Source organism: Mucilaginibacter sp. P4_A11 (genome assembly GCF_056402535.1).
Genome location: NZ_JBFUHE010000002.1, coordinates 156,093 through 177,525, shown reverse-complemented (window position 1 = coordinate 177,525; position 21,433 = coordinate 156,093). Strand labels below are relative to the sequence as shown.

The following is a 21,433-nucleotide window of genomic DNA, read 5'->3' as shown; positions in this document are numbered from 1 at the left end:
CTCCTTTCACCTCAACATTACTCCAACCTCTTTTTCGCCAATTCAGGAGCATACCGTTCATTCAGCCTGTAATTAGGTGTAATAATAAACACGGCAGTACCTTTTTCCCGCGCCAGCGGATTGGTTACTTCTCCAACTTTGGTAAAGCTGCCTATCATATTACCTTCCACAAATTCTTTAATGTTTTTGCCGCCGCCGTCATCTACGTAGATCATGTATTTGCACTTGAGGCTGTCGGGTGCCCAAAGGGTAAAGCTGCTGTTCAGCGAAATTACATCGGGATAGCCGTATTGCTTGCCATAATGGTGCAGGGCACCGGCTTCGCCGTAGTTATCGGCATAAACTATGGTCTGTTTTTGATCTTCAGGACTTAAGCTTTTGTAAGCTTTATCAACTAATGCGGCCATATCGTCCCATCCCAGCATATCGGCATAGTCCTGCGTGGTTGCATGTTTTTTACCGTCTTCCCATGTCATCGAAAAGCGGACCGGGGGTAGGTGCTTATCTGCAAAGCGGAAAAACGCCAGGGTTTGATTCATTGGTAAAACAGGTAATAAAATAGGAAGCAATAATGCGTTTGGCAATGTAAATACTACGATCAGCGCGGTACGCAAAACATAGCCGTTTGTTTTTAGTAAACGCTCAAAGCCAAAACCGCCGGCTGCAAACAACATTGGGTAAGCACCAAAAATGTAATAGTTTTTGCCATCCATCATCAATAAAAAAAAGAAGATGAGCGCATAAGCTAATGCCATGAACTGGAAATTGCGCAGCCTGAACGAAAATATAAGGAACGCAAGCCCGTTAAGCCATACAAACAGAGCAACACCATTAACCAGTAATTGCTGTTTTATAAAGTTGGTGGGCGTGATATAATCAAGTTGCTCCTGCTGCAGGGTTTTCATATGGGTAAAAACTGGCATATGATGGTTTATTTGCCAGATGAGATTGGGCAGCACAATAACTATTGTTATTATGGCAGCACCAAGAATATGTTTATTGAACAATAGTTTACGCTGTTTACTGATAAGGATACCAATTAGGAGCGATACCGTAAAAAACAGCATGGTATATTTAGTAAGTATACCAAAGCCAACAGCTGCACCCAGCCAGTATAAGTACCTCACATCGGTGGTGTTGAGGTATTTTATCAGCAGCCAAACGGTTAATACCCACCAAAACTGATCAAAGACCACCGGCTGGAAAAGATAATTACTTGCTATAAAAGCCGGTGCAAAAATGAGTGATAAGCAGGCAAATGTTATAGCAAATTTCTTTCCGCCAAATTCAATGACGATGAGCCCGGTAAGCAAAACAATAAGGCCTGCAAACAAGGTCGGGAACAATCGCGCCGCAAAAACCGAGTTGCCAAAACAGGTGATAGATATTTTTGCCAATATGGCTATGAACGGCGGTACTTCCTTGTATCCCCAGTCCAAATGATCGGCCAGTACAAGGTGCAGAAACTCATCTCGGTGAAAACCGAAATGCGATATTGCGAAAAGATTAAGAACGACTTTAATAAATACAAATATCAGTACAAAATAAACGTAGGTAGATTTCCGGTTTTTGTAAGGCATTGTTTATATAATGGATTTTGAGCTTAAAGCCGAAGGCTAAAGGCATAAAGCTATAAAAATATATTTATAAAGCAGAAAGCCTCGTAAAGCAAAAAGCTCAAAGCATAAGGCTTAAAGCTTTTGCTTGTCCTTATGCTTTGAGCTTTAAAAGGGCTTTCAGCTTTAAGCCTTCGGCTTTAAGCTTATATTCTCGTTATATCAGCGCCTAAAGCTTTAAGCCTGGTATCAATGTGCTGGTAGCCGCGTTCAATTTGTTCAATATTGTAAATGGTTGACTGTCCTTGTGCCGAAAGTGCCGCGATCAATAATGAAACCCCTGCTCGAATATCCGGCGAGGTCATGGAGATCCCGCGCAGTTTAACCTGGTTGTCCAGGCCGATAACGGTGGCACGGTGCGGATCGCAAAGGATGATCTGCGCGCCCATATCCAGCAGTTTATCAACGAAGAATAAACGGCTCTCAAACATTTTCTGATGAATCAGTACCGAGCCCTTAGCCTGGATAGCAACAACCAGCACAATGCTTAATAAGTCGGGGGTAAAGCCAGGCCATGGTGCATCGGCGATGGTCATGATACTGCCATCAATGAAAGTTTCTATTTCATAATGCTCCTGGGCAGGAATAAAAATATCATCTCCCCTAAGCTCCAGTTTAATACCTAAACGCTTGAAAACATCCGGGATCATGCCCAGCTCTTTGTATTGAACATCTTTAATCGTGATCTCAGAACCTGTCATGGCTGCAAGACCAATAAACGAACCAATCTCAATCATATCGGGCAATAAACGGTGTTCTGTACCGCCCAGTTTTTTAACGCCTTCAATAGTTAACAGGTTTGAGCCGATGCCGCTGATCTTAGCACCCATACGGCTTAGCATTTTGCAAAGCTGCTGCAGGTAAGGCTCGCAGGCAGCGTTATAAATGGTGGTAGTACCTTTAGCTAATACCGCCGCCATTACCACGTTGGCCGTTCCGGTTACCGAAGCTTCATCTAACAGGATATAAGTACCCTGCAGGTTGGAGGCATCCACATTAAAGAAACCGTTTTCAGGATTATAATTGAATTGGGCACCCAGTTTTTCAAAACCAAGGAAGTGGGTATCCAACCTGCGGCGACCGATTTTATCGCCACCCGGTTTAGGGATAGATGCCTTGCCAAAGCGTGCCAGCAATGGGCCGACTATCATGATGGAACCGCGTAAGCCGCCGCCTTTAGCTTTAAAAGCTTCAGACGCGAAAAAGTCCTGGTTGATATCTTTGGCTTCAAAAGTATAAGTATGTTCGTTAATGCGTTCAACAATAACGCCCATATCACCAAGCAGCTCAATCAGCTTGTTTACATCTTTAATATCAGGGATGTTGCTGATGGTTACTTTTTCGGCAGTAAGCAATACGGCCGATATAACCTGTAAAGCCTCGTTTTTTGCACCCTGCGGGGTTATTTCACCTTTTAGCGGTTTGCCGCCGTTTATTACAAATGCGTTAGTCATGCGGAGTTTCGGATAATTGATAAGATCACCAATGATAAACTGTCAAAGCAGTGATCGGTTTTGCCAAATAATTTATATGGGCAAAGATTAGAAAATTAATGCAGATAAAATAAGAGGCGGTTGGGATTTATAAATAAAGCAAAAGCGTCATTGCTTCATCTCTTCTCTGCGAGAGACCTGATGGGACGTTGGATGGATATCTTTTAGAAAGAAAAAACCCTCCCTTTTAGGGGAGGGTTGGGTGGGGCTAATATTTTTTTGCGCCGCCATTATTGTTACGGCTGCGGTTTTGATTGTTATTACGGTTTTGGTTGTTGTTTTGCCTGCCGCCATTACTGCTGCCGCCACCGCCACGGTTTTGATTGTTCTGGTTATTATTACGGCCGCGGTTGTTGTTATTGGTGTTGTTTTGCTGAAAGTTATTAGGGCGGAAATCAACGCGGTTAAGGTTGATGTTCTCTTCCAGTTTCAGCGTACCACCTGATAAGGCATACAGATCAGACAGGATGCTTTCGTCGCTTACCGAATCTTTATTCCACTGCACATAGGCCATTTTCATGAAATTGGCAATGGCTTGTATCATATGGCGTTTACGCTCTGGCTCCTCAATGGCCTTAGCCTTTTCAATCATCAGCTCAATGGTTTTGCCATAGTGCTTGTATTTGATACGCTGGTTTGGGTAGCGCAAAGGGGCCGGCTTCACATGCGCAGCTTCAGGTAATGGTTTTGGATAAGGCGAATCCACATCAATCTGGTAATCAGAGATGATGTGAAGGTGATCCCATAGTTTGTGTTTAAAATCCGCCACATCGCGCAGGTGCGGGTTTAAAAAACCCATCAGATCAATTACAACCTGTGCGTAGCGGTTACGTTCTTCTTTAGTTGGCAGCGCTACAATATATTTAACCATATTTTGTACGTTGCGGCCATATTCAGACAGGATCAGTTTATTCCTGGTTGAGTTATAATCAAAATTTGCAGGCGTGTTTTCTTGAGCCATGTTAAATGTTTTTATGAAAGTTGAAAGTTAGCCAGGCAAATTTCCCTGATGGAAGGGCAAAAGAGGCTAAAATTGAATTGTTACTTGTATTGAAGTAGTGCAAATATAAACTAATACTTATAATATGCAAATTACGTTGGTTAATTGTTGCAATTAATTGTTTTAATTTAGCTTTTAAACATTTACAATTTGGAAAATCAGCAAATTACCATCACCCATATAGATATCTACCGCTTCAGTATCCCCATGGAGCCATTTACCATTGCCACAGGGACTTTATCCCATGCCCAAAATGTTTTTATCCGCGTACATACCGATGCCGGTTTTTATGGTGTGGGGGAGTGCTCTGCTTTTCCGATGATAGTTGGCGAAACACAGGACACCTGCCTGGTTATGGCGCGTGAATTTGCCAGGCTATGGAAAGGCAAGGATGCGCTTGATATAGAAGCAAGACTACAGGAGCTGCATAGTTTTACGGCGGGTAATACCACTATAAAAAGCGCTTTTGATAATGCCTTGTTTGATATAGCCGCTAAAAACGCAGGCTTGCCTTTATACCAGTTTTTGGGTGGCGAAAAGCGTGTTGTAGAATCGGACATTACTATAGGTATAGCCGGTCATCATACCATGGCTTTAAAAGCACTTGATTTCAAAGCTTCCGGAGCAAATATTTTAAAGGTAAAGCTGGGTAAAAATGTAGTGGAAGATGTGGAGCGCATTCAACAAATTCGCGAAGCAGTTGGGCCAGCTATGAAAATCCGTATTGATGCCAACCAGGGCTGGACTTTTAACGAAGCCGTTTTTGCGTTGCAGTCGATCGCGCAATATAACATCGAATTTTGCGAACAACCTATCCGCACCTGGTATGACGACAGGGTGCCCGAACTGATGCAGTTGTCACCCGTTAAGATCATGGCCGACGAAAGTGTTTATAATCACCATGACGCCCGCAAGCAGATCAACGCCGGGGCTTGTCATTATATCAATATTAAAATGGCTAAATCGGGCGGTATTTATGAGGCCAAAAAAATCCATGATGTTGCAGCTTCATATGGCATTCCCTGTATGATGGGAGGGATGCTGGAAAGCCGCATAGCCTTAAGCGCAAAACTGCATTTTGTATATGCAAGCCCTAATATCCGGTTTTATGATATGGATACCTGTAAGCTGGGGCATTTGGTTGACCCCTGCATTGGCGGGGCCATATATGATGGCTATAATTTAACCATTGAAGATGCGCCGGGGATTGGTGCTGATGCTGATGAATCATTCCTGGCGGATTGTGAACGATTTACCATTTAAATAAGGGAATATTAATGCTGATCAGAAAAGCTACCATCGAAGATCTACCTGTATTGCTTCAGTTTGAACAGGGGATCATTAGTGCAGAACGTCCGTTTGATAGCACACTCAAACCCGGCGCTATAAATTACTATGATTTGAAAGCGTTCATTGCCTCGGCCGACGTACAAGTTTTGGTGGCCGAAATTGACGGAGAGATAGCCGGCAGCGGTTATGCCCGCATTAAAAAGAACCCAGATACCTATTATGATTTTGAAAAATATGCCTACCTCGGTTTTATGTATGTGCTACCAGCACATCGCGGCAAGGGAATAAACCAGGCAATTATTGAAGAGCTGAAGAAATGGGTAGCTGAACAGGCGCTTGTTGAAATAAGGCTTGAGGTATATAATGATAATACTGGCGCTATTAAAGCTTATGAAAAAGTGGGGTTTGAAAAGCGGATGATAGAGATGCGGATCAGGATTTAAGGGTGTAAAAAAAACGAGCCGGCAAGTTTTTTGCTTGCCGGCTCGTGTGGTGTTATAAATATCTTATAACAGGGGCTTTCGTTTCCATTTGCTTCCGCTTAAGGTTTTAGCGGTGGTGTTTTTTTCCTGTTTTGGTGATTTGAGATCGTGCAACTGCTTAGATGCATCGGTCTTTTCTTTGTCCAATTCTTTAGTTGCCATGGTTTTTGAGTTAGTATACTTGGATAATATCATAAATTTATTATTTGTTTTACGTAAATCAAAAAATAACCACCGTTAAATTCAAATCAGGGCTTTATAGCATTAATTTGATAACTCTGCAAAGTATTTATGAAAGAGCGGGATTGTTTCGATACCCTTATAATAATTGTAAATATCATACTTTTCATTGGGCGAGTGCAGGGCGTCGCTATCAAGGCCAAAACCCATTAATACAGTTTTTAAACCAAGCTCGGCCTCAAACAATGCAACAATAGGGATACTACCACCACCGCGGGTGGGGATGGGCTCTTTACCAAATGATTCGGCAATGGCTTTTTGCGCTGCCCGGTAGGCTACGCTATCGGTAGGGGTCACTGCCGGTTCGCCGCCATGATGAGGGGTTACCTTAACCTTAACATAAGGAGGGGCAATACTCAACAAGTGATCGGTAAACAGCTTGGTTATAGCTTCAGATGTTTGGTTAGGCACCAGGCGCATAGAGATCTTTGCGTTTGCTTTTGAAGGCAATACTGTTTTTGCTCCTTCACCAATGTAACCACCCCAAATACCGTTTAATTCAAGGGTAGGGCGGGTGCCGGTGCGTTCAAACGTGCTGTAACCTTTTTCGCCCCAAAGTTCGGTAACGTCAAGGTCTTTTTTGTATTCGGCTTCATCATAAGGGGCGCTGTTCAGGGCATCGCGTTCAGTCTCTGTAAGTGGCACTACATCGTTATAAAAGCCGGGAATGGTAATGTGATTGTTTTCATCATGCAGGCTGGCGATCATTTGTGCCAGGATAGTAATAGGATTAGCCACAGCACCGCCATAAACACCAGAATGCAGATCGCGGTTAGGGCCGGTTACTTCAACCTCAAGATATGAGAGGCCACGTAAGCCTGTTTCAAGCGAAGGATGCTCCATACTGATCATCGATGTATCAGAAATCAGCACAACATCGGCTTTCAGTTTTTCTTTATTTGCTTTTACAAAGATGCCCAGGTTTGATGAGCCAACTTCTTCTTCGCCCTCTATCATAAACTTGATATTGCAGGGAAGCGTGCCGGTTTGCATCATCAGCTCAAAAGCTTTTACATGCATATAAAACTGGCCCTTATCGTCGCAGGCGCCGCGGGCGTATATTTTGCCATCACGAACAGTTGGTTCAAATGGAGGGGTTTTCCAAAGTTCTAACGGGTCTGGCGGTTGCACGTCGTAGTGTCCATAAACCAATACGGTAGGTTTAGATGGATCTATGATCTTTTCGCCGTATACGATAGGGTAGCCGGCTGTTTGGCAAATTTCAACATTATCGGCTCCGGCATCGCGAAGCTTTGCTGCCACATAATCGGCAGTCTTTAATACTTCAGGTTTGTATTTTGGATCGGCGCTAACCGATGCTAAACGTAACAGGTCAAATAACTCATCAAGTAAACGCTGTTTGTTTTGCTCAACATATTGCTTTATGTGCTGCATAGTATTATTATTTGCAGCAAATATAGTTAGTTCATTGGTTCACTCGTTCATTAGTGAGAGATGATTTTTTAATAGCTATCACTAATTCGCCAATTCACTAAATCGCTAATTAATCATCAATCTGCCGATCCCAAATCTGATTTTGGGGCATTAAACGCTTTGGTAGTAAACTCTGTTCTTTCAACTTTTATTTTAACCTCTTGTTTTGCCTCCTTGTGTGTTAATGAAACAGCGGTAAGCCCTGTGGCTATTAAAACCGCTGCTGCTATGATGAATTTTTTCATGCTATTAATTGTTTAGGTTTTAGCTTAGTGTATGATTGGGAATTGATTATGCCGCGAAGTCAGCAGAACCTAAATCTCTTTTTGGACCAGGACCAGACACTGCAAAATCAGCAGAACCTAAATCTCTTTTTGGACCAGGACCAGACATTGCGAAATCAGCAGAACCTAAATCTCTTTTTGGACCAGGACCAGACAYTGCAAAATCAGCAGAACCTAAATCTCTTTTTGGACCAGGACCAGACATTGCAAAATCAGCAGAACCTAAATCTCTTTTTGGACCAGGACCAGACATTGCAAAATCAGCAGAACCTAAATCTCTTTTTGGACCAGGACCAGACATTGCGAAGTCAGCAGAACCTAAATCTCTTTTTGGACCAGGACCAGACATTGCGAAATCAGCAGAACCTAAATCTCTTTTTGGACCAGGACCAGACACTGCAAAATCAGCAGAACCTAAATCTCTTTTTGGACCAGGACCAGACAYTGCAAAATCAGCAGAACCTAAATCTCTTTTTGGACCAGGACCAGACATTGCGAAATCAGCAGAACCTAAATCACGTTTTGGCTGAGGACCGAAAGCGAAATCAGCAGAACCTAAATCACGTTTTGGCTGAGGACCGAAAGCGAAATCAGCAGAACCTAAATCACGTTTTGGCTGAGGACCGAAAGCGAAATCAGCAGAACCTAAGTCACGTTTTGGCTGAGGACCGAAAGCAAAATCAGCAGAACCTAAGTCACGTTTTGGTTGAGGACCGAAAGCAAAATCAGCAGAACCTAAGTCACGTTTTGGTTGAGGACCGAAAGCAAAATCAGCAGAACCTAAATCTCTTTTTGGACCAGGACCAGACATTGCGAAATCAGCAGAACCTAAGTCACGTTTTGGCTGAGGACCGAAAGCGAAATCAGCAGAACCTAAATCACGTTTTGGTTGTGGACCGAAAGCGAAATCAGCAGAACCTAAATCACGTTTTGGCTGAGGGCCGAAAGCGAAGTCAGCAGAACCTAAGTCACGTTTTGGCTGAGGACCGAAAGCGAAATCAGCAGAACCTAAGTCACGTTTTGGCTGAGGACCGAAAGCGAAATCAGCAGAACCTAAGTCACGTTTTGGCTGAGGACCGCGAGCAAAATCAGCAGAACCAAGATCACGTTTTGGCTGAGGACCGCGAGCAAAATCAGCAGAACCTAAGTCACGTTTTGGTTGAGGACCACGAGCAAAATCAGCAGAACCTAAGTCACGTTTTGGCTGAGGACCGCGAGCAAAATCAGCAGAACCTAAGTCACGTTTTGGTTGAGGACCACGAACATCGGCAGAGCCTAAATCACGTTTTGGTTGAGGGCCGTTGGCAGCATTTGCTAATGTTGCGGTTGATAATATGGTGCTTAATGCTAAAGTTGCTATCAGTGTTAAATTTTTCATGATGTTTTTAAATGTGTGGGGGTACGTAAATATTTTTGTTTGATATATCTCTTTTTGTTTGATGTTGCTGTTTTTTAGTCGGCGCTGCCTAAATCTCTCTTAAAGCCCGTTGTCAATGAGTTTACCGGAGCGATCACAAATTTTTCTTTGTTTTCTTTTACTGTGTTTGTAGCTGATGATAATGCTCCTGCACTAAATACTACGGTTGTTATGAGGATGAATTTTTTCATGTTGTTTTATGTTTTATTGATCTTGAACAGATAAATCAGTCAGCACTTCCCAGGTCTCTTTTGTAACCGGTTGTGAATAAATGAAGGTTAGCAAATTCAGCTTTAGGTCTTTCCTTTTTACAGGATGAAATAACACCGGTGAACAGAACCGCTAAAGTGATGGTGATTATTTTTTTCATGATCGTGTGATATTATCAATGTTGAACTTTCTGTATGATTTTAATTGATTTCAGTCGGCACTTCCCAGGTCGCGTTTAAAACCTGCTGGTGTTTTGGTGAAATTGACAGCTGTTGGCTGTACATCTTTTTTTGTCGATGATGACAAAACCGATGACGATGAGAGCACTCCGCCGCCTACGGTAAGGAGTACAAAAAACACTGTTTTTTTCATATTGATTAATTATTGTATTTAATATTCTATTTTTTAAATTAATACGATAGCAAATATTTATTAAAATTCAACAAGCTTATTTTAAGCTTATCACAAATATTTTAAAAGCCGGATTTTACTCTCTGTTTTTTAAAAATGCTGTTATTTAAAATTTTAAAAAAGATGTATCTGTTTCGTATTTTTACACTATTAATTATGCGGTTAAATTACTAATTTTAAATGTAATATCATTCTTGTTAGTTGTTTGCGTGGTATACAATTTGTTGCACATTTTTCACGGTATTTCACTTATTTGATATACAAATTATAAGCATATTGTACATTTTTTATATATGTTACAATATTATTTTAATTGGCTATAAGTTATTTGAAATGGTATGGTGTAGTGATTTTTGTGTATTTAATATGTTGTATATCAGATATTTAACAGTGCAAATATAAATATGTTTTTTAATTATTTGGGAAAAATATAAAAATAATTTTCCACGGTGTTTTTTATTCTTAACATTAAATATAATTCAGCATTATTTTATAACTTTCACCCCAACAGAACGTAGAAGTGTTTTAATGAAAAAAATCGGCACATTTATATTATTCTTTTTATTATCGCTTACGGTATACGCGAATGATATAATTGATGTTGCTGCAAAAGATACTAACGAAGTAATAAGCTTGAATACCAATGCTTATACTAACAGACTGACAAATCCGGAACAAACTGTTGAAGATGCCACCCGGGCCCTTAAAATATCTACTAAGCTGAATTATATCAATGGTATTGCAGAGGCTTATCGTGTTATTGGTATTGGTAAATACTATCTTGACCAGCCTGAAAAGGCTATTGAAAACTATCTTAACTCGCTTTCATATTTCACCCGTAACAATAACCTGCGGGGCGAAGCTAAAGTTTATAATAATATAGGGATCCTGTTTCGTGATCATGATTATGAGCGTTCGCTCACCTATCTCAACAGGTCGTTGGAGATAGCGCAAAAAATAAATGATATTAAATTGGTTGGGTCATTGTATTTAAATATAGGTAACGTTTACACGCGAAAAAATAACCTGTATATGGCCCTGAAGTTTTATGACAAAAGCTTCCCTATATTCCAAAAACTGCGCGACTCTGTAAACCTGATCCAATGCCTGCAAAACCGAGGTGTTATTTACTTTAAGCTTAATGACTATGATAAAGCCCTTGGTTTACTGCTGGAAGCTAATGCCGGCGCAAAAGCACGTGATTTGAATGAATCGGTTGCCAGCGTTGATCTGACGCTTGCAGCACTTTACATGACCAAAGGCGACTTTGCAAATGCCGAAAAGATGGTGCAGGAGGGGACTGCCTATACGCAGTTAGTGAAAGACCCAAAGCTTGACTATGATTACAAATACACCACGTATGAGCTGGAATTCAATAAAAAGAACTACGCCCGTGCTTTGGGATTATTGAGGGAAATATACAAGCAGGATAGTGTTACTTATAAAACCAACGTATCGGCACAAATGAACCTGGTTGAGGCCAAGCGCCGTCAGGAAGAGCAGTTGAAAGAAAATGAAAGGATTGCAGAACGGCAGGCTTATGATCGCTCGAAATTTTGGGCTGTGACCGTGGTTGCCGGTTTGCTGCTTGTAGTTATTGGTTTGCTGATCAGTAACGTAAAACGCAAAGCTAAAACCAATTCACAGCTTACGCTGCTAAATGGTGAGGTGTCCCGGCAAAAGGATAATCTTGACAGGATAAATCATCACCTTGAAGAGATCATTGATGAGCGTACCAAGGATCTACAACTAAAAAATAAAAAGCTTTCTGAACACTCTTCATACCTGTCGCACCAGATCAGGGGGCCTATAGCTACTTTACGCGGTTTGATCAACCTTGAAAAAGAAGGCCTGGTTGACCAGGCCGAATGTTTGGATATGATGGATAAATGCGTATCTGAAATTGATGAAAAGATCATCGAAATGAGCGATATGCTGCATAACCCACCGAGAGTTTAACCTCCTATTAGTATTCTCTTTCCCCTTAACTGAAGTGTACAGGCAGGCTTGAGTGTATCTGAGCTTCAATAAGCCCCAGGTAAATACAATACCAGGATATCATTTGCAATACCAGCAGCTGCCTGTGTTTATCATAGCCGCGCGTTTCAAATGCCAGCGTTTCCTCACCTGATGTTACAAAAAACCTTACTTCACCTTTACTGGGTTTAAAACGCGCCCGCAGTAAATCAAATGCCTTAACTTTCAGCTTGCTTTTAGGATCATGAATGATACCGTCGCTCGAGGTTTCGTTTTTTGATATGGAAATAAGATAATTTGACATACATGTTGTGTTGGTATCCGGCATGTCACAATTATTACTCCAAAATCGTTATAAAACGCTCATCATCGATAAATTAGCTAATACAATAGAAGGTCTTTTTATTTCAATTTCCTTTTGTTAAATATTGTTAACTACTATTTAATCTGGTCGATAAAACAGGACACAGATGCGAAGCAAACAATGTACACTATTGATAAACTGTAACATTTACAGCACACATTTATACGGCCACACTGGTTTTGTTGCGTAACTCTTCATAAAGTAATATTACTTTACGCTGCAAATTCGCGATTTCTGATTCGCGGTCTATCAGCTTTTTCTGCGCAACGCTTAAACTCGATGGCTTCATATCAACCTCTTCCGAATCAAGGGCCAGGATGTTTACCACGTTGACTTCAAAAATATTGGCTATCTGCTCCAGGCGCGATAAGTTAATATCGGTTACCCCGGTTTCAATTTTTGAAAATGCAGGAATAGAGATGCCTAAACGGTTAGCCACATCTTCCTGGCTCCATCCATGCTGGTGGCGTAATGTCCGGATGTTTTTACCAACGGATTTGTTTGTTTTCTTTTTTACAGTATCGCTCATATCAATTAAATATTAATTAAGGAAAGGGGATACTTATACAATCCAAATGGTATGCCATCATTAAATTACCTTTAAATTAGTGTTATAAAGGCAATTTAATGATGGACTGTGGTGAGGCATGGGGAATCATTTCCTCAAAGTAGGGATTTTAACTCTTGGTTTATGTTTACTGAACTATGTAAAGCTTGGCAAATTTTAACAATAACTGCTTTTGACCGATCTCTTTAAAGAAGATCGTAGCCTTTATATCAGGCTTATTACCCTCAAGAGACAGTACTTTACCGAAGCCAAAACGTTCGTGCTCAACCTGCATACCAACCTGCAGATTGGAGGTATCTGATGGCTTGAAATCGGCGGAAGGTACGTGGGCCTTGGCCAATATAGATGTGGTTTTTATAGGTGCAGCAGATGCCGGTTTGGGCTTTGAAAATGTATCAGGCTGTTTGTCCCTGCTCCATGCTTTACGCTCATCGTCAAAAAACGGATTACTGCCCGATGCGGGTTTGGCGGTATAGTCGAGCTCAAGATATTTGGCGTCAATTTCATCCAAAAAGCGGCTTGGCTCGCAATTTATCAATGTTCCAAACTTAAAACGCGAGGTTGCATAACTGATGTGTAGCTTGCTTTCGGCGCGGGTAACGGCTACATAAAACAGGCGGCGCTCTTCTTCCAGGTCGCTGCGTGAGTTAAGCGACATCTGTGAAGGGAAAAGATTTTCTTCCAGCCCAACAACATATACCTGCGGAAATTCGAGGCCCTTTGATGAGTGGATGGTCATGAGCGATACAGTTTCGGCGTCCTTGTTTTTATCCTTGTCATCATTGGTAAGCAGGGCCACATCCTGCATAAAAATATCAAGGCCTTTTTCTTCAATATCCTCACGTTCCGAAAACTCTTTGATACCGTTTAAAAGCTCCTGGATATTTTCGTAACGGTTAAGTCCTTCTACCGATTTATCTTCATATAAATCCTTTAACAAGCCCGAGTGCTGCGCAATATACAAAGCCGATTCATAGGCTGATTTTGTTTTAGTCAACACCTGAAAACTTTGGATCATGACAGCAAAATTGGAAACCGCGCCTGATATTTTTCCTTCCAGATATTTGCCCGGCTCAACAATTACTTCCCAGGGTGTTATACCGTGCTGGTCGGCAGCTACAATGATCTTATCAACGGAAGTGTCGCCAATACCGCGTTTAGGATAGTTGATAACACGTTTTAAGGCTTCCTCATCGTTTGGGTTAAAGGTGAGCCTGAAATATGATATCAGGTCCTTAATTTCCTTACGCTGGTAAAATGAAAGCCCTCCATATATTTTATACGGAACGCCCAGCTTACGCAAGGCCTCCTCCATAGATCGAGATTGTGCATTGGTACGGTAAAGTATGGCAAAGGCCGACCATTTAAGCCCGTTTGAGCTGCGATCCTGCATAATAGCCTCGGCTACTATTTTACCTTCCTCGTTATCGCTGAAGGCGCGCATTACCTTGATCTTTTCGCCCGATTCTTTTTCGGAGAATACGTTCTTTTTAAGCTGGTCTTTATTATTGCGGATGATGCTATTAGCCACATTCACAATGTTTTGGGTTGAGCGATAGTTTTGCTCCAGCTTAAATACCTTCAGATCCGGGTAATCTTTTTCAAAATTGAGGATGTTTTGGATGTTGGCTCCGCGGAAAGCGTAGATACTTTGAGCATCATCACCTACAACGCACAGGTTTTCGTTAACGGCAGCAAGCTTTTTAACAATCAGGTATTGCGAAAAGTTAGTATCCTGATACTCATCAACCATAAGGTATTTGAACTTGTGCTGATACTTATTGAGCACATCGGGGTGCAGCTTCAGCAATTCGTTGGTTTTATACAGCAAATCGTCAAAATCCATAGCGCCGGCACGGTAGCAACGGGTGGCATACATCTCGTAGATCTTGCCCATTTGGCCTCGTCCGCTCGAAAAATCGTCGGCCTGTATCTGTTCGTTCTTGTTATATTCCTGCCACGAGATCAGGTTGTTTTTTGATGCCGAGATGCGGTTAAGTACAAAATTTACACTGTACAGCTTATCATCAAGGTTCATCTCTTTTAAAATGGCCCTTAAAACACTCTTGCTGTCGTCGGTATCGTAAATGGTAAAATTGCTGGGATAGCCAATTTTCTCGGCTTCCACCCGTAATATTTTGGCAAACACCGAGTGAAAGGTGCCCATCCATATATTTTTGGCTTCGTTGCCAACAACGTGGGTGATACGCTCGCGCATTTCGCGGGCGGCCTTGTTGGTAAAGGTTAGTACAAGTATGTTAAATGAATCAACACCCTTGCGTACCAAATGCGCCACGCGATAGGTAATAACACGTGTTTTGCCCGATCCGGCACCGGCAATGATCATCACCGGCCCTTCAGTTTGTTCAACTGCTGCCCTTTGTTCGGGATTTAAACCCTGTAAGTAATCCAAAATCTTTTCCTCTTTCTATGAGCCAGCGAAATTAAGGTTTTGGGGCGAAAGGGGAAAGGATTTCGGATGTCGAATTTGAGATTTCGGATTTGGAAGATTTTAAGAATTGTTATTACGCCAATTACATGTTTGGAATACTACATTTGTTAAAGTTCACCTTTTTATAAGTGAACTTTATAACGCAAGTGTCGCCGTTGTCTGGCGCGGTGTCGACTTTTTTTATAAATACATCGATAATGCCGTATTTATAAAGTTCATAATAGCTTGCGGTACCCCCGGCAAATCCCCGGCTTGTTACATGTTTTATTTTGTATCCTTTTTTTTCCCACTCGTTATCAACAGCAACTTCCCCAACGCCTAATACCAAAGGAAAGGAAAATGATAAAACGGCTATCCACATAAAAATTGATAACACGATAGATAAGGTACCAACCTTAAGTTTATGATAGATCAGTATTGAGTAGGCAGAGGATAACAGGATGTAGGTTACTATCGGAAATATGTTCTCGCTAAGATAGCGGTAGCCAGTTAGTGCAGGCAGCAGCAATATCAGCGTAGCGGAAAAAATATAAATATTTAGTTTTTTACTGATACTTGCGCGGAGAATCCATCCGGCCAGCGGGAAACTGCAACAAATAAAGAAAGCCTTAAAATGATCAATTAAGAACCAAACCATCTGTTCAATTCAAGAACCTGTTAATCGTTTTCACCAGCTTATTTACGTCAAAAGGCTTGGGCACAAAAGCATCATAACCAAAGTTAACCAGTGCAATGGCCTGTTCGTGGTAGGCTGATATCAGGATAACCGGAATATGCCGGGTATCTTCGTTGCCTTTAATGAGCTGACAAATACGGCCGCCGTTGAGGCCGGGCAGCATATAGTCGGTTAATACCAGGTCGGGATTGTAATTTTTTACGGCTGCAATAATATCATCTGTACGGTCAAGACCTGTAACCTCAAAATCATGAAAGGTAAGCACAGTTTCAAGCACCCGTAAAATCTCGGCATCATCTTCAATTATGAGTATATTTTTTGCCATAAGTAAAATGCTAATTTTTGTGTAGTTAGTTATTAGCTTTAATGTCACAAATAAACAAAATGTTTTATAATTAAAATATTCCCTGGTATTTAATTGAAGTGAATATAGAGGGGTATTAGCCAATATCTATCTTATTAACAGTTAGATATGACGTTATTTTAACAGTATTTTAACCTTTTGTAAAGGTACATAATTCTATAACAGATTGCAATGAGAACAACTCATAGTTAAATAAGCAAAAATCGCCACAAAAAAAAGGCGACGAGCCCAAACACTCATCGCCTTTTAGAATTTCCTCTAATCTCTAATCTCTAATCTCTAATCCCCGGATAGATCCGAAATCGAAATTCCGACATTCGAAATCAAAATCATTCTCCTCCGTAAACGTTGTTTTTCAGGTCAACGTCGGGTAGTTGATGATCAGGATCTATTTCCATGCTTTTGATGGCTGACGTTGAAGGATATTTAAATTTCCATACGCCATCGCGCTGCCATATGTTTACCGGCAGGTGAAGAATTTCGGTTTTGCCGTTAGCCTGAACAATTTTAAGATCAACAGGCATAGCCATTTTTTCGTTGTTTGTAAGGGTGATCAGCGCACCTTCGGCGGGGTTGCCTTTAATGTAGCTCACCGAAGTAATAGCTTGGTCAAGCTTCCAGGTGGTGAAGAACCATGATTTCCAGAACCAGTTCAGGTCTTCGCCGCTGGCATCATTTATAGCCCTGAAAAGGTCGTACGGTAGCGGGTGTTTAAATGCCCAGTTTTTAACATACTCGCGAAATGCGTAGTCAAAACGCTCCGGGCCAATTACAACATTGCGTAATATATCCAAACCCAATGCGGTTTTGTTATAATACTGGCCGTAATCATTCAAGCCAATAGCTTCGGGAGCGGTCATGAGCGGGTCTTTGCTATTGCGGTAACCGGCCAGTATATTTTGCGCCGAACCGCTTTTTTCCGCATACTCGCCTTTATTAAATTGCTTAGTAGCATATTCGTTAATGAAAGTATTAAAACCCTCATCCTGCCACATGTATTTACGCTCATTTGAGCCCACGATCATCGGGAACCAGTTATGACCTATTTCATGAGTAACATCGCCCCAAAGGTCACCCTTTTTCAGATTGCTCAAACAAAAAATAGCGCCCGGATACTCCATACCCAAAGCTACGCCTGATACATTGACGGCCGAGTTCCACGGGTATTCAAAATATAGGTTTGAATAGATCTCCATGCTGTTTTTCAAATACTCAGTTGAGCGGCCCCAGCTATTGTTACCAGAGCTTTCAACCGGGTAAGCCGATTGTGCGATACCCTTACGGCCAGAAGGGAAGTTAACCCTTGCAGCATCCCAGATAAACGCATCCGAAGCGCCCCACGCAATATCGCGGGTGTTTTGCATTTTAAAGTGCCAGGTAAGCGTGCCTTTAAACGGACGGGTTGAGCCTTTACCAACTTCGCCTGCACTGATGATGGTTACCGTTTTATCGCTGTTGCGGGCTTCTTCCAGCCTTTTTAATTGGGTTGGTGTAAGTACCTCTTCAGGATTTTGCAAATCGCCTGAGCCCACTACTATTTTATTGGCCGGAGCGGTAATATAGTAATCAAAATCGCCGTATTCGCAGTAAAATTCGCCTAAACCCATGTATGGTAGGGTGTTCCAGCCTTCTACATCGTCATAAACACACATGCGGGGATACCATTGGGCAATTTCATAAACATAACCCTGTTTGAATTTTTTGCGGCCCATACGGTCGGCACCGTAAAATGGGATAGCGAAATCATAATTTACCTTGATCTCTATTTTTTCGCCTTTGCCATCCATTGGGGTATTAAGGCGCAACTGCATGCGGGCATCAGTAATGATCGGGTCAACTTTATAAGTTTCGCCTTTGTAAGTAATATCAACAGAAGCAATATGGTAACCTCCGCGACTAAAACCGCGAACGTCAAACCTGTCGCCGGTATAAGGAGTTACCGCAGCTCCGCGCGAGTCGGGTTTAAAAAGGTTTTGATCCAGTTGCAGCCACAAGTAATCAAGTTTGTCGGGACTGTTATTGGTATAGGTAATGGTAACTTCGCCGGTTATGGTTGTATCCTTGCCTTCGTTAAGAGCAACTTTGATCTGGTAATCAGCGCGGTTTTGCCAATATGCGGGAGATGGCTTGCCTGCGGCCGAACGTGTGCCGCCGCTGGTTACGGGCCAGGTAATAGGGCCAAAAAGGTCCTGGTGATTGTATTTTGTTGTGTCAGTACTTTGAGCTGATGCCGTTCGCGTTAACGGTATCAGCGCTACAGCGCATAATAAATAATTCAGTTTTAAACAGTTCATCTTAAATTTTTGATAACAAGGGGGCAAATAAAGGGAAATAATTTGTGAGTTTGATAATTTTAGATGCCGAAAGGGTTGGATATAAGTGATTTTGACATATTAGGTTAGGGTTGTAATGGGGATGTTACTTTTAACGTCCCATCAGGGTCTCTCGCAGAGGACCCTGATGTATACGCCATGCCGATTCGTTGTTTCGGATATTCCGTTAAATGTTTAGATGGCGGTGAAAAACTTTGAAGGTAAAATGACATCTTCACCACGTCATTGCGGGGTACGAAGCAATCCCCTACGGGCAGGTAACGATCTTGTTCCTATTGACTTACATCGTCGCGCTCTTGGCCGCGCGGGGCCAGGTACTTTTGTCTTGACACAAAAGTACCCAAAAAGTCAAGTCAGCAGATAGGCTTCTTTGCGCACAGGCCTTTGCCCTGCAAATCGAGCAGAACCACGGGCTGCAATTATTTTGCTCCGCTGCGCTCGCGCTTTCCCAATGCTTCTGCAAAAACTTGCTATGCCCCTTCCTGCGCTCAAGGCCACCATTGTTCTGCCCGCTTTCACCTGAAGCTTACCTGCTGACGGGAACATTCTTTATTTATCATGTAATGGATAGCCCGTCGAAGCCTGGTGGGCAGGACCTCTGCATGCGAGTCTTCGACAGGCTTAGACTAACCGGCCCTCTTTTGTCATTTCTCCTTCAGAGTCCACCGGATTTAAACACTCAGCATAACAGGGCTCATAAATACCACTCCCCGGTAAAACTTTTCTAAATAATTACCATTTAACTTACAGGTGCAATTATATCTGCATTTTTGCAGCAAATACATAGCTATATGAATCGTTTGGCCAACTCCACATCGCCATATTTATTACAACATGCCAATAACCCGGTTAACTGGTATCCCTGGGGCAAGGAAGCTCTTGATAAAGCCAAAGCCGAAAATAAGCTCATCCTGGTTAGTATTGGTTATTCGGCCTGCCATTGGTGCCATGTGATGGAGCATGAAAGCTTTGAGGATGAAGCTGTGGCTGCTGTAATGAATGAATATTTTGTTTGTATAAAGGTAGATAGGGAAGAACGTCCGGATGTCGACCAAATCTATATGAGTGCCGTGCAACTCATGAGCGGCAGGGGGGGCTGGCCGCTAAACTGTATCTGCCTGCCCGATCAAAGACCTATTTATGGCGGTACCTACTTCCGTAAAAACGACTGGACGTCATTACTCTTTAACCTGGCCGATTTCTACAAACAGAAACCTGAAGAAGCTGAAGACTATGCGGTACGCCTTACGGAAGGGATCCAAAAATATGAATCGATAGAGTTTGTGGTGGCGCAGGCGCAATACAGTAAAACCGATTTGCAAGCTATCGTCAATAACTGGAAACGGTATTTTGATAAGCAGGAGGGAGGCACCGGCAACGCACCCAAATTCCCGATGCCCAATAACTGGCTGGCTTTAATGCGTTATGCTCATTTAATGAAAGACGACGAGATTGCCCAACAGGTAAAACTCTCACTACATAAAATGGCTTTCGGCGGCATCTATGACCATGTTGGCGGCGGCTTTGCTCGTTACTCGGTTGATGGGCGCTGGCATGTACCGCACTTTGAAAAAATGCTCTATGATAATGCCCAGCTCATCAGTCTGTATGCCGAGGCCTACACCTGGAAGCCTGATGAATTGTATGGGCAAGTAGTTGATGAGATCATCACTTTCAGTACTGGTGAGTTGATGTCGCCAGGTTATGGGTTTTATTCGGCACTTGATGCGGATAGTGAGGGGAAGGAAGGCAAGTATTATATTTTCACTAAAGATGAGATAGATGAGATCCTGGGCGATGACGCAGGACTGTTCAATATCTACTACAATATTACAGAGGACGGTAACTGGGAAGAGGAGGAATCAAACGTATTGTTCCGTAAGGATAGTGACGAAGAACTGGCCAAAAAGTTAGGTTTATCTGTTGATGAACTACTTGCCAAAATAAACACTTCAAAACAAAAAGTATTTGAAGCACGCAGCGTACGTGTGCGGCCGGGATTGGATAACAAGATCCTGGCTTCGTGGAACGGGCTAATGCTTAAAGGACTTACAGACGCTTACCGTACTTTCAATAAGCCAGCCTATCTTGAGCTTGCCCTGAACAATGCCGGGTTTATTTTAAATAACCTGCTTGGTCAAAATGGCAGGCTATCACGGGTTTATAGCGCCACATCGTCACAGGATAAGCCTGTTGCATTTTTGGATGACTATGCTAATATCATCGACGGCCTTATAGCCTTGTATGAAGTTACCTTTAATGAACACTGGCTGCTGCAGGCCAAAAACCTTGCTGATACGGCTATAGCCCATTATTATGATGAAGCAAAGGGCATTTTCTTTTTCACGGCCGATGATGATGAGCAGCTGATTGCCCGTAAATCAGAAATTATGGATGGGGTGATCCCGGCCTCTAATTCGGTTATGGCACGGGTGCTTAAAAAGTTAGGCTTGCTTTTTGATAACGAAAGCTACGTTGAGGTTTCGGCACAATTGTTACGCAATGTAATGCCACAGCTGGCAAAGTATGGTTCGGCCTATTCAAACTGGGTAATGCTTTTGCTGGATGAAGTATTTGGTATCAATGAAATTGCTATAACAGGTACCGAAGCCGAAGCTTTCAGAAAGGAAATGGAAAATAATTACATCCCCAATAAAATTATGTTGGGCGGTAATGCAGGAAGTTTACCTTTGCTGCAGGATAAGTTTGGTGCATCAACACAAATTTTTATTTGTAAAGATAAAACCTGCGGATTACCTGCTCATAACCCGGCTGATGCCCTTAATGAAGTTGAAGCCAGATTTTAAAATTAAAAACAATTT

General features: G+C 42.1%; 20 protein-coding genes. 4 read left to right on the top strand and 16 right to left on the bottom strand.

The window, feature by feature from the left end:
- Positions 1-17: 17 nt before the first annotated feature.
- From AC1DUD_RS04585 to AC1DUD_RS04575, 3 genes are all read right to left on the bottom strand, one after another.
- Positions 18-1,580 (bottom strand): ArnT family glycosyltransferase, encoded by a 1,563-nt coding sequence (locus AC1DUD_RS04585; protein ID WP_477372083.1) that lies wholly within the window; start codon positions 1,578-1,580, stop codon positions 18-20.
- A 182-nt stretch (positions 1,581-1,762) separates the two neighbouring features.
- Positions 1,763-3,070: a UDP-N-acetylglucosamine 1-carboxyvinyltransferase gene (gene murA, locus AC1DUD_RS04580; protein WP_477372081.1), complete on the bottom strand. Its 1,308-nt coding sequence runs from the start codon at positions 3,068-3,070 to the stop codon at positions 1,763-1,765.
- A gap of 247 nt (positions 3,071-3,317) precedes the next feature.
- On the bottom strand, positions 3,318-4,070 hold the full coding sequence (locus tag AC1DUD_RS04575; protein ID WP_477372079.1) for a DUF4290 domain-containing protein: 753 nt from the start codon (positions 4,068-4,070) through the stop codon (positions 3,318-3,320).
- A 204-nt stretch (positions 4,071-4,274) separates the two neighbouring features.
- On the opposite strand from AC1DUD_RS04575, the gene AC1DUD_RS04570 reads away from it, so the two are divergent.
- Positions 4,275-5,372 (top strand): mandelate racemase/muconate lactonizing enzyme family protein, encoded by a 1,098-nt coding sequence (locus AC1DUD_RS04570; protein ID WP_477373026.1) that lies wholly within the window; start codon positions 4,275-4,277, stop codon positions 5,370-5,372.
- A 14-nt stretch (positions 5,373-5,386) separates the two neighbouring features.
- A complete protein-coding gene (locus AC1DUD_RS04565) occupies positions 5,387-5,842 on the top strand; it encodes a GNAT family N-acetyltransferase (RefSeq protein WP_477372077.1) in 456 nt (151 codons plus the stop codon).
- 63 nt (positions 5,843-5,905) lie between these two features.
- Here the strand turns inward: AC1DUD_RS04565 and AC1DUD_RS04560 are convergent, their stop codons facing one another.
- The 7 genes from AC1DUD_RS04560 to AC1DUD_RS04530 all read right to left on the bottom strand — a co-directional run bounded on the left by AC1DUD_RS04560 (position 5,906) and on the right by AC1DUD_RS04530 (position 9,838).
- Positions 5,906-6,043, bottom strand: a complete 138-nt coding sequence (locus AC1DUD_RS04560) for a hypothetical protein (RefSeq protein WP_477372075.1) — start codon at positions 6,041-6,043, stop codon at positions 5,906-5,908.
- 102 nt (positions 6,044-6,145) lie between these two features.
- The gene (locus AC1DUD_RS04555) at positions 6,146-7,516 is read right to left on the bottom strand and encodes a dipeptidase (protein ID WP_477372073.1); all 1,371 of its coding nucleotides are present in this window, start codon (positions 7,514-7,516) and stop codon (positions 6,146-6,148) included.
- Positions 7,517-7,632: 116 nt separating this feature from the next.
- A complete protein-coding gene (locus tag AC1DUD_RS04550; RefSeq protein ID WP_477372071.1) occupies positions 7,633-7,800 on the bottom strand; it encodes a hypothetical protein in 168 nt (55 codons plus the stop codon).
- Positions 7,801-7,846: 46 nt separating this feature from the next.
- Positions 7,847-9,217 carry a hypothetical protein gene (locus tag AC1DUD_RS04545; protein WP_477372069.1) on the bottom strand — a complete coding sequence of 457 codons (1,371 nt, stop codon included), beginning with the start codon at positions 9,215-9,217 and terminating at the stop codon, positions 7,847-7,849.
- A gap of 74 nt (positions 9,218-9,291) precedes the next feature.
- On the bottom strand, positions 9,292-9,447 hold the full coding sequence (locus AC1DUD_RS04540; RefSeq protein WP_477372067.1) for a hypothetical protein: 156 nt from the start codon (positions 9,445-9,447) through the stop codon (positions 9,292-9,294).
- 35 nt (positions 9,448-9,482) lie between these two features.
- Positions 9,483-9,626: a hypothetical protein gene (locus AC1DUD_RS04535; protein ID WP_158604203.1), complete on the bottom strand. Its 144-nt coding sequence runs from the start codon at positions 9,624-9,626 to the stop codon at positions 9,483-9,485.
- A 50-nt stretch (positions 9,627-9,676) separates the two neighbouring features.
- Positions 9,677-9,838, bottom strand: coding sequence for a hypothetical protein (locus AC1DUD_RS04530; RefSeq protein WP_477372064.1), 162 nt, complete (start codon positions 9,836-9,838; stop codon positions 9,677-9,679).
- A gap of 567 nt (positions 9,839-10,405) precedes the next feature.
- On the opposite strand from AC1DUD_RS04530, the gene AC1DUD_RS04525 reads away from it, so the two are divergent.
- Complete coding sequence (locus AC1DUD_RS04525) at positions 10,406-11,836, top strand: tetratricopeptide repeat protein (RefSeq protein WP_477372062.1); 1,431 nt, start codon at positions 10,406-10,408, stop codon at positions 11,834-11,836.
- A gap of 25 nt (positions 11,837-11,861) precedes the next feature.
- Here AC1DUD_RS04525 and AC1DUD_RS04520 read toward each other — a convergent pair whose 3' ends face one another.
- The 6 genes from AC1DUD_RS04520 to AC1DUD_RS04495 all read right to left on the bottom strand — a co-directional run bounded on the left by AC1DUD_RS04520 (position 11,862) and on the right by AC1DUD_RS04495 (position 18,572).
- Positions 11,862-12,158, bottom strand: a complete 297-nt coding sequence (locus AC1DUD_RS04520; RefSeq protein ID WP_330862018.1) for a hypothetical protein — start codon at positions 12,156-12,158, stop codon at positions 11,862-11,864.
- 220 nt (positions 12,159-12,378) lie between these two features.
- Positions 12,379-12,747: a helix-turn-helix domain-containing protein gene (locus tag AC1DUD_RS04515; RefSeq protein WP_477372060.1), complete on the bottom strand. Its 369-nt coding sequence runs from the start codon at positions 12,745-12,747 to the stop codon at positions 12,379-12,381.
- 166 nt (positions 12,748-12,913) lie between these two features.
- Positions 12,914-15,199, bottom strand: coding sequence for an ATP-dependent helicase (locus AC1DUD_RS04510; RefSeq protein ID WP_477372058.1), 2,286 nt, complete (start codon positions 15,197-15,199; stop codon positions 12,914-12,916).
- Between the two features lie 121 nt (positions 15,200-15,320).
- Positions 15,321-15,875, bottom strand: coding sequence for a hypothetical protein (locus AC1DUD_RS04505; protein WP_477372056.1), 555 nt, complete (start codon positions 15,873-15,875; stop codon positions 15,321-15,323).
- Between the two features lie 4 nt (positions 15,876-15,879).
- Positions 15,880-16,239 (bottom strand): response regulator, encoded by a 360-nt coding sequence (locus AC1DUD_RS04500; RefSeq protein ID WP_110585230.1) that lies wholly within the window; start codon positions 16,237-16,239, stop codon positions 15,880-15,882.
- Between the two features lie 368 nt (positions 16,240-16,607).
- On the bottom strand, positions 16,608-18,572 hold the full coding sequence (locus tag AC1DUD_RS04495; RefSeq protein ID WP_477372054.1) for a M1 family metallopeptidase: 1,965 nt from the start codon (positions 18,570-18,572) through the stop codon (positions 16,608-16,610).
- An 830-nt stretch (positions 18,573-19,402) separates the two neighbouring features.
- Between AC1DUD_RS04495 and AC1DUD_RS04490 the strand changes: the two genes are divergently transcribed.
- Positions 19,403-21,418, top strand: coding sequence for a thioredoxin domain-containing protein (locus AC1DUD_RS04490; protein WP_477372052.1), 2,016 nt, complete (start codon positions 19,403-19,405; stop codon positions 21,416-21,418).
- Positions 21,419-21,433 lie beyond the last annotated feature (15 nt).

Bases quoted from the DNA above. Each gene is read 5' to 3' on its own strand.
- AC1DUD_RS04530 (WP_477372064.1), bottom strand. From the start codon at position 9,838: ATGAAAAAAACAGTGTTTTTTGTACTCCTTACCGTAGGCGGCGGAGTG.
- AC1DUD_RS04525 (WP_477372062.1), top strand. From the start codon at position 10,406: ATGAAAAAAATCGGCACATTTATATTATTCTTTTTATTATCGCTTACG.
- AC1DUD_RS04520 (WP_330862018.1), bottom strand. From the start codon at position 12,158: ATGTCAAATTATCTTATTTCCATATCAAAAAACGAAACCTCGAGCGAC.
- AC1DUD_RS04565 (WP_477372077.1), top strand. From the start codon at position 5,387: ATGCTGATCAGAAAAGCTACCATCGAAGATCTACCTGTATTGCTTCAG.
- AC1DUD_RS04585 (WP_477372083.1), bottom strand. From the start codon at position 1,580: ATGCCTTACAAAAACCGGAAATCTACCTACGTTTATTTTGTACTGATA.
- AC1DUD_RS04555 (WP_477372073.1), bottom strand. From the start codon at position 7,516: ATGCAGCACATAAAGCAATATGTTGAGCAAAACAAACAGCGTTTACTT.
- AC1DUD_RS04550 (WP_477372071.1), bottom strand. From the start codon at position 7,800: ATGAAAAAATTCATCATAGCAGCAGCGGTTTTAATAGCCACAGGGCTT.
- AC1DUD_RS04560 (WP_477372075.1), bottom strand. From the start codon at position 6,043: ATGGCAACTAAAGAATTGGACAAAGAAAAGACCGATGCATCTAAGCAG.
- murA (WP_477372081.1), bottom strand. From the start codon at position 3,070: ATGACTAACGCATTTGTAATAAACGGCGGCAAACCGCTAAAAGGTGAA.
- AC1DUD_RS04500 (WP_110585230.1), bottom strand. From the start codon at position 16,239: ATGGCAAAAAATATACTCATAATTGAAGATGATGCCGAGATTTTACGG.
- AC1DUD_RS04575 (WP_477372079.1), bottom strand. From the start codon at position 4,070: ATGGCTCAAGAAAACACGCCTGCAAATTTTGATTATAACTCAACCAGG.
- AC1DUD_RS04535 (WP_158604203.1), bottom strand. From the start codon at position 9,626: ATGAAAAAAATAATCACCATCACTTTAGCGGTTCTGTTCACCGGTGTT.
- AC1DUD_RS04495 (WP_477372054.1), bottom strand. From the start codon at position 18,572: ATGAACTGTTTAAAACTGAATTATTTATTATGCGCTGTAGCGCTGATA.
- AC1DUD_RS04540 (WP_477372067.1), bottom strand. From the start codon at position 9,447: ATGAAAAAATTCATCCTCATAACAACCGTAGTATTTAGTGCAGGAGCA.
- AC1DUD_RS04505 (WP_477372056.1), bottom strand. From the start codon at position 15,875: ATGGTTTGGTTCTTAATTGATCATTTTAAGGCTTTCTTTATTTGTTGC.
- AC1DUD_RS04490 (WP_477372052.1), top strand. From the start codon at position 19,403: ATGAATCGTTTGGCCAACTCCACATCGCCATATTTATTACAACATGCC.
- AC1DUD_RS04515 (WP_477372060.1), bottom strand. From the start codon at position 12,747: ATGAGCGATACTGTAAAAAAGAAAACAAACAAATCCGTTGGTAAAAAC.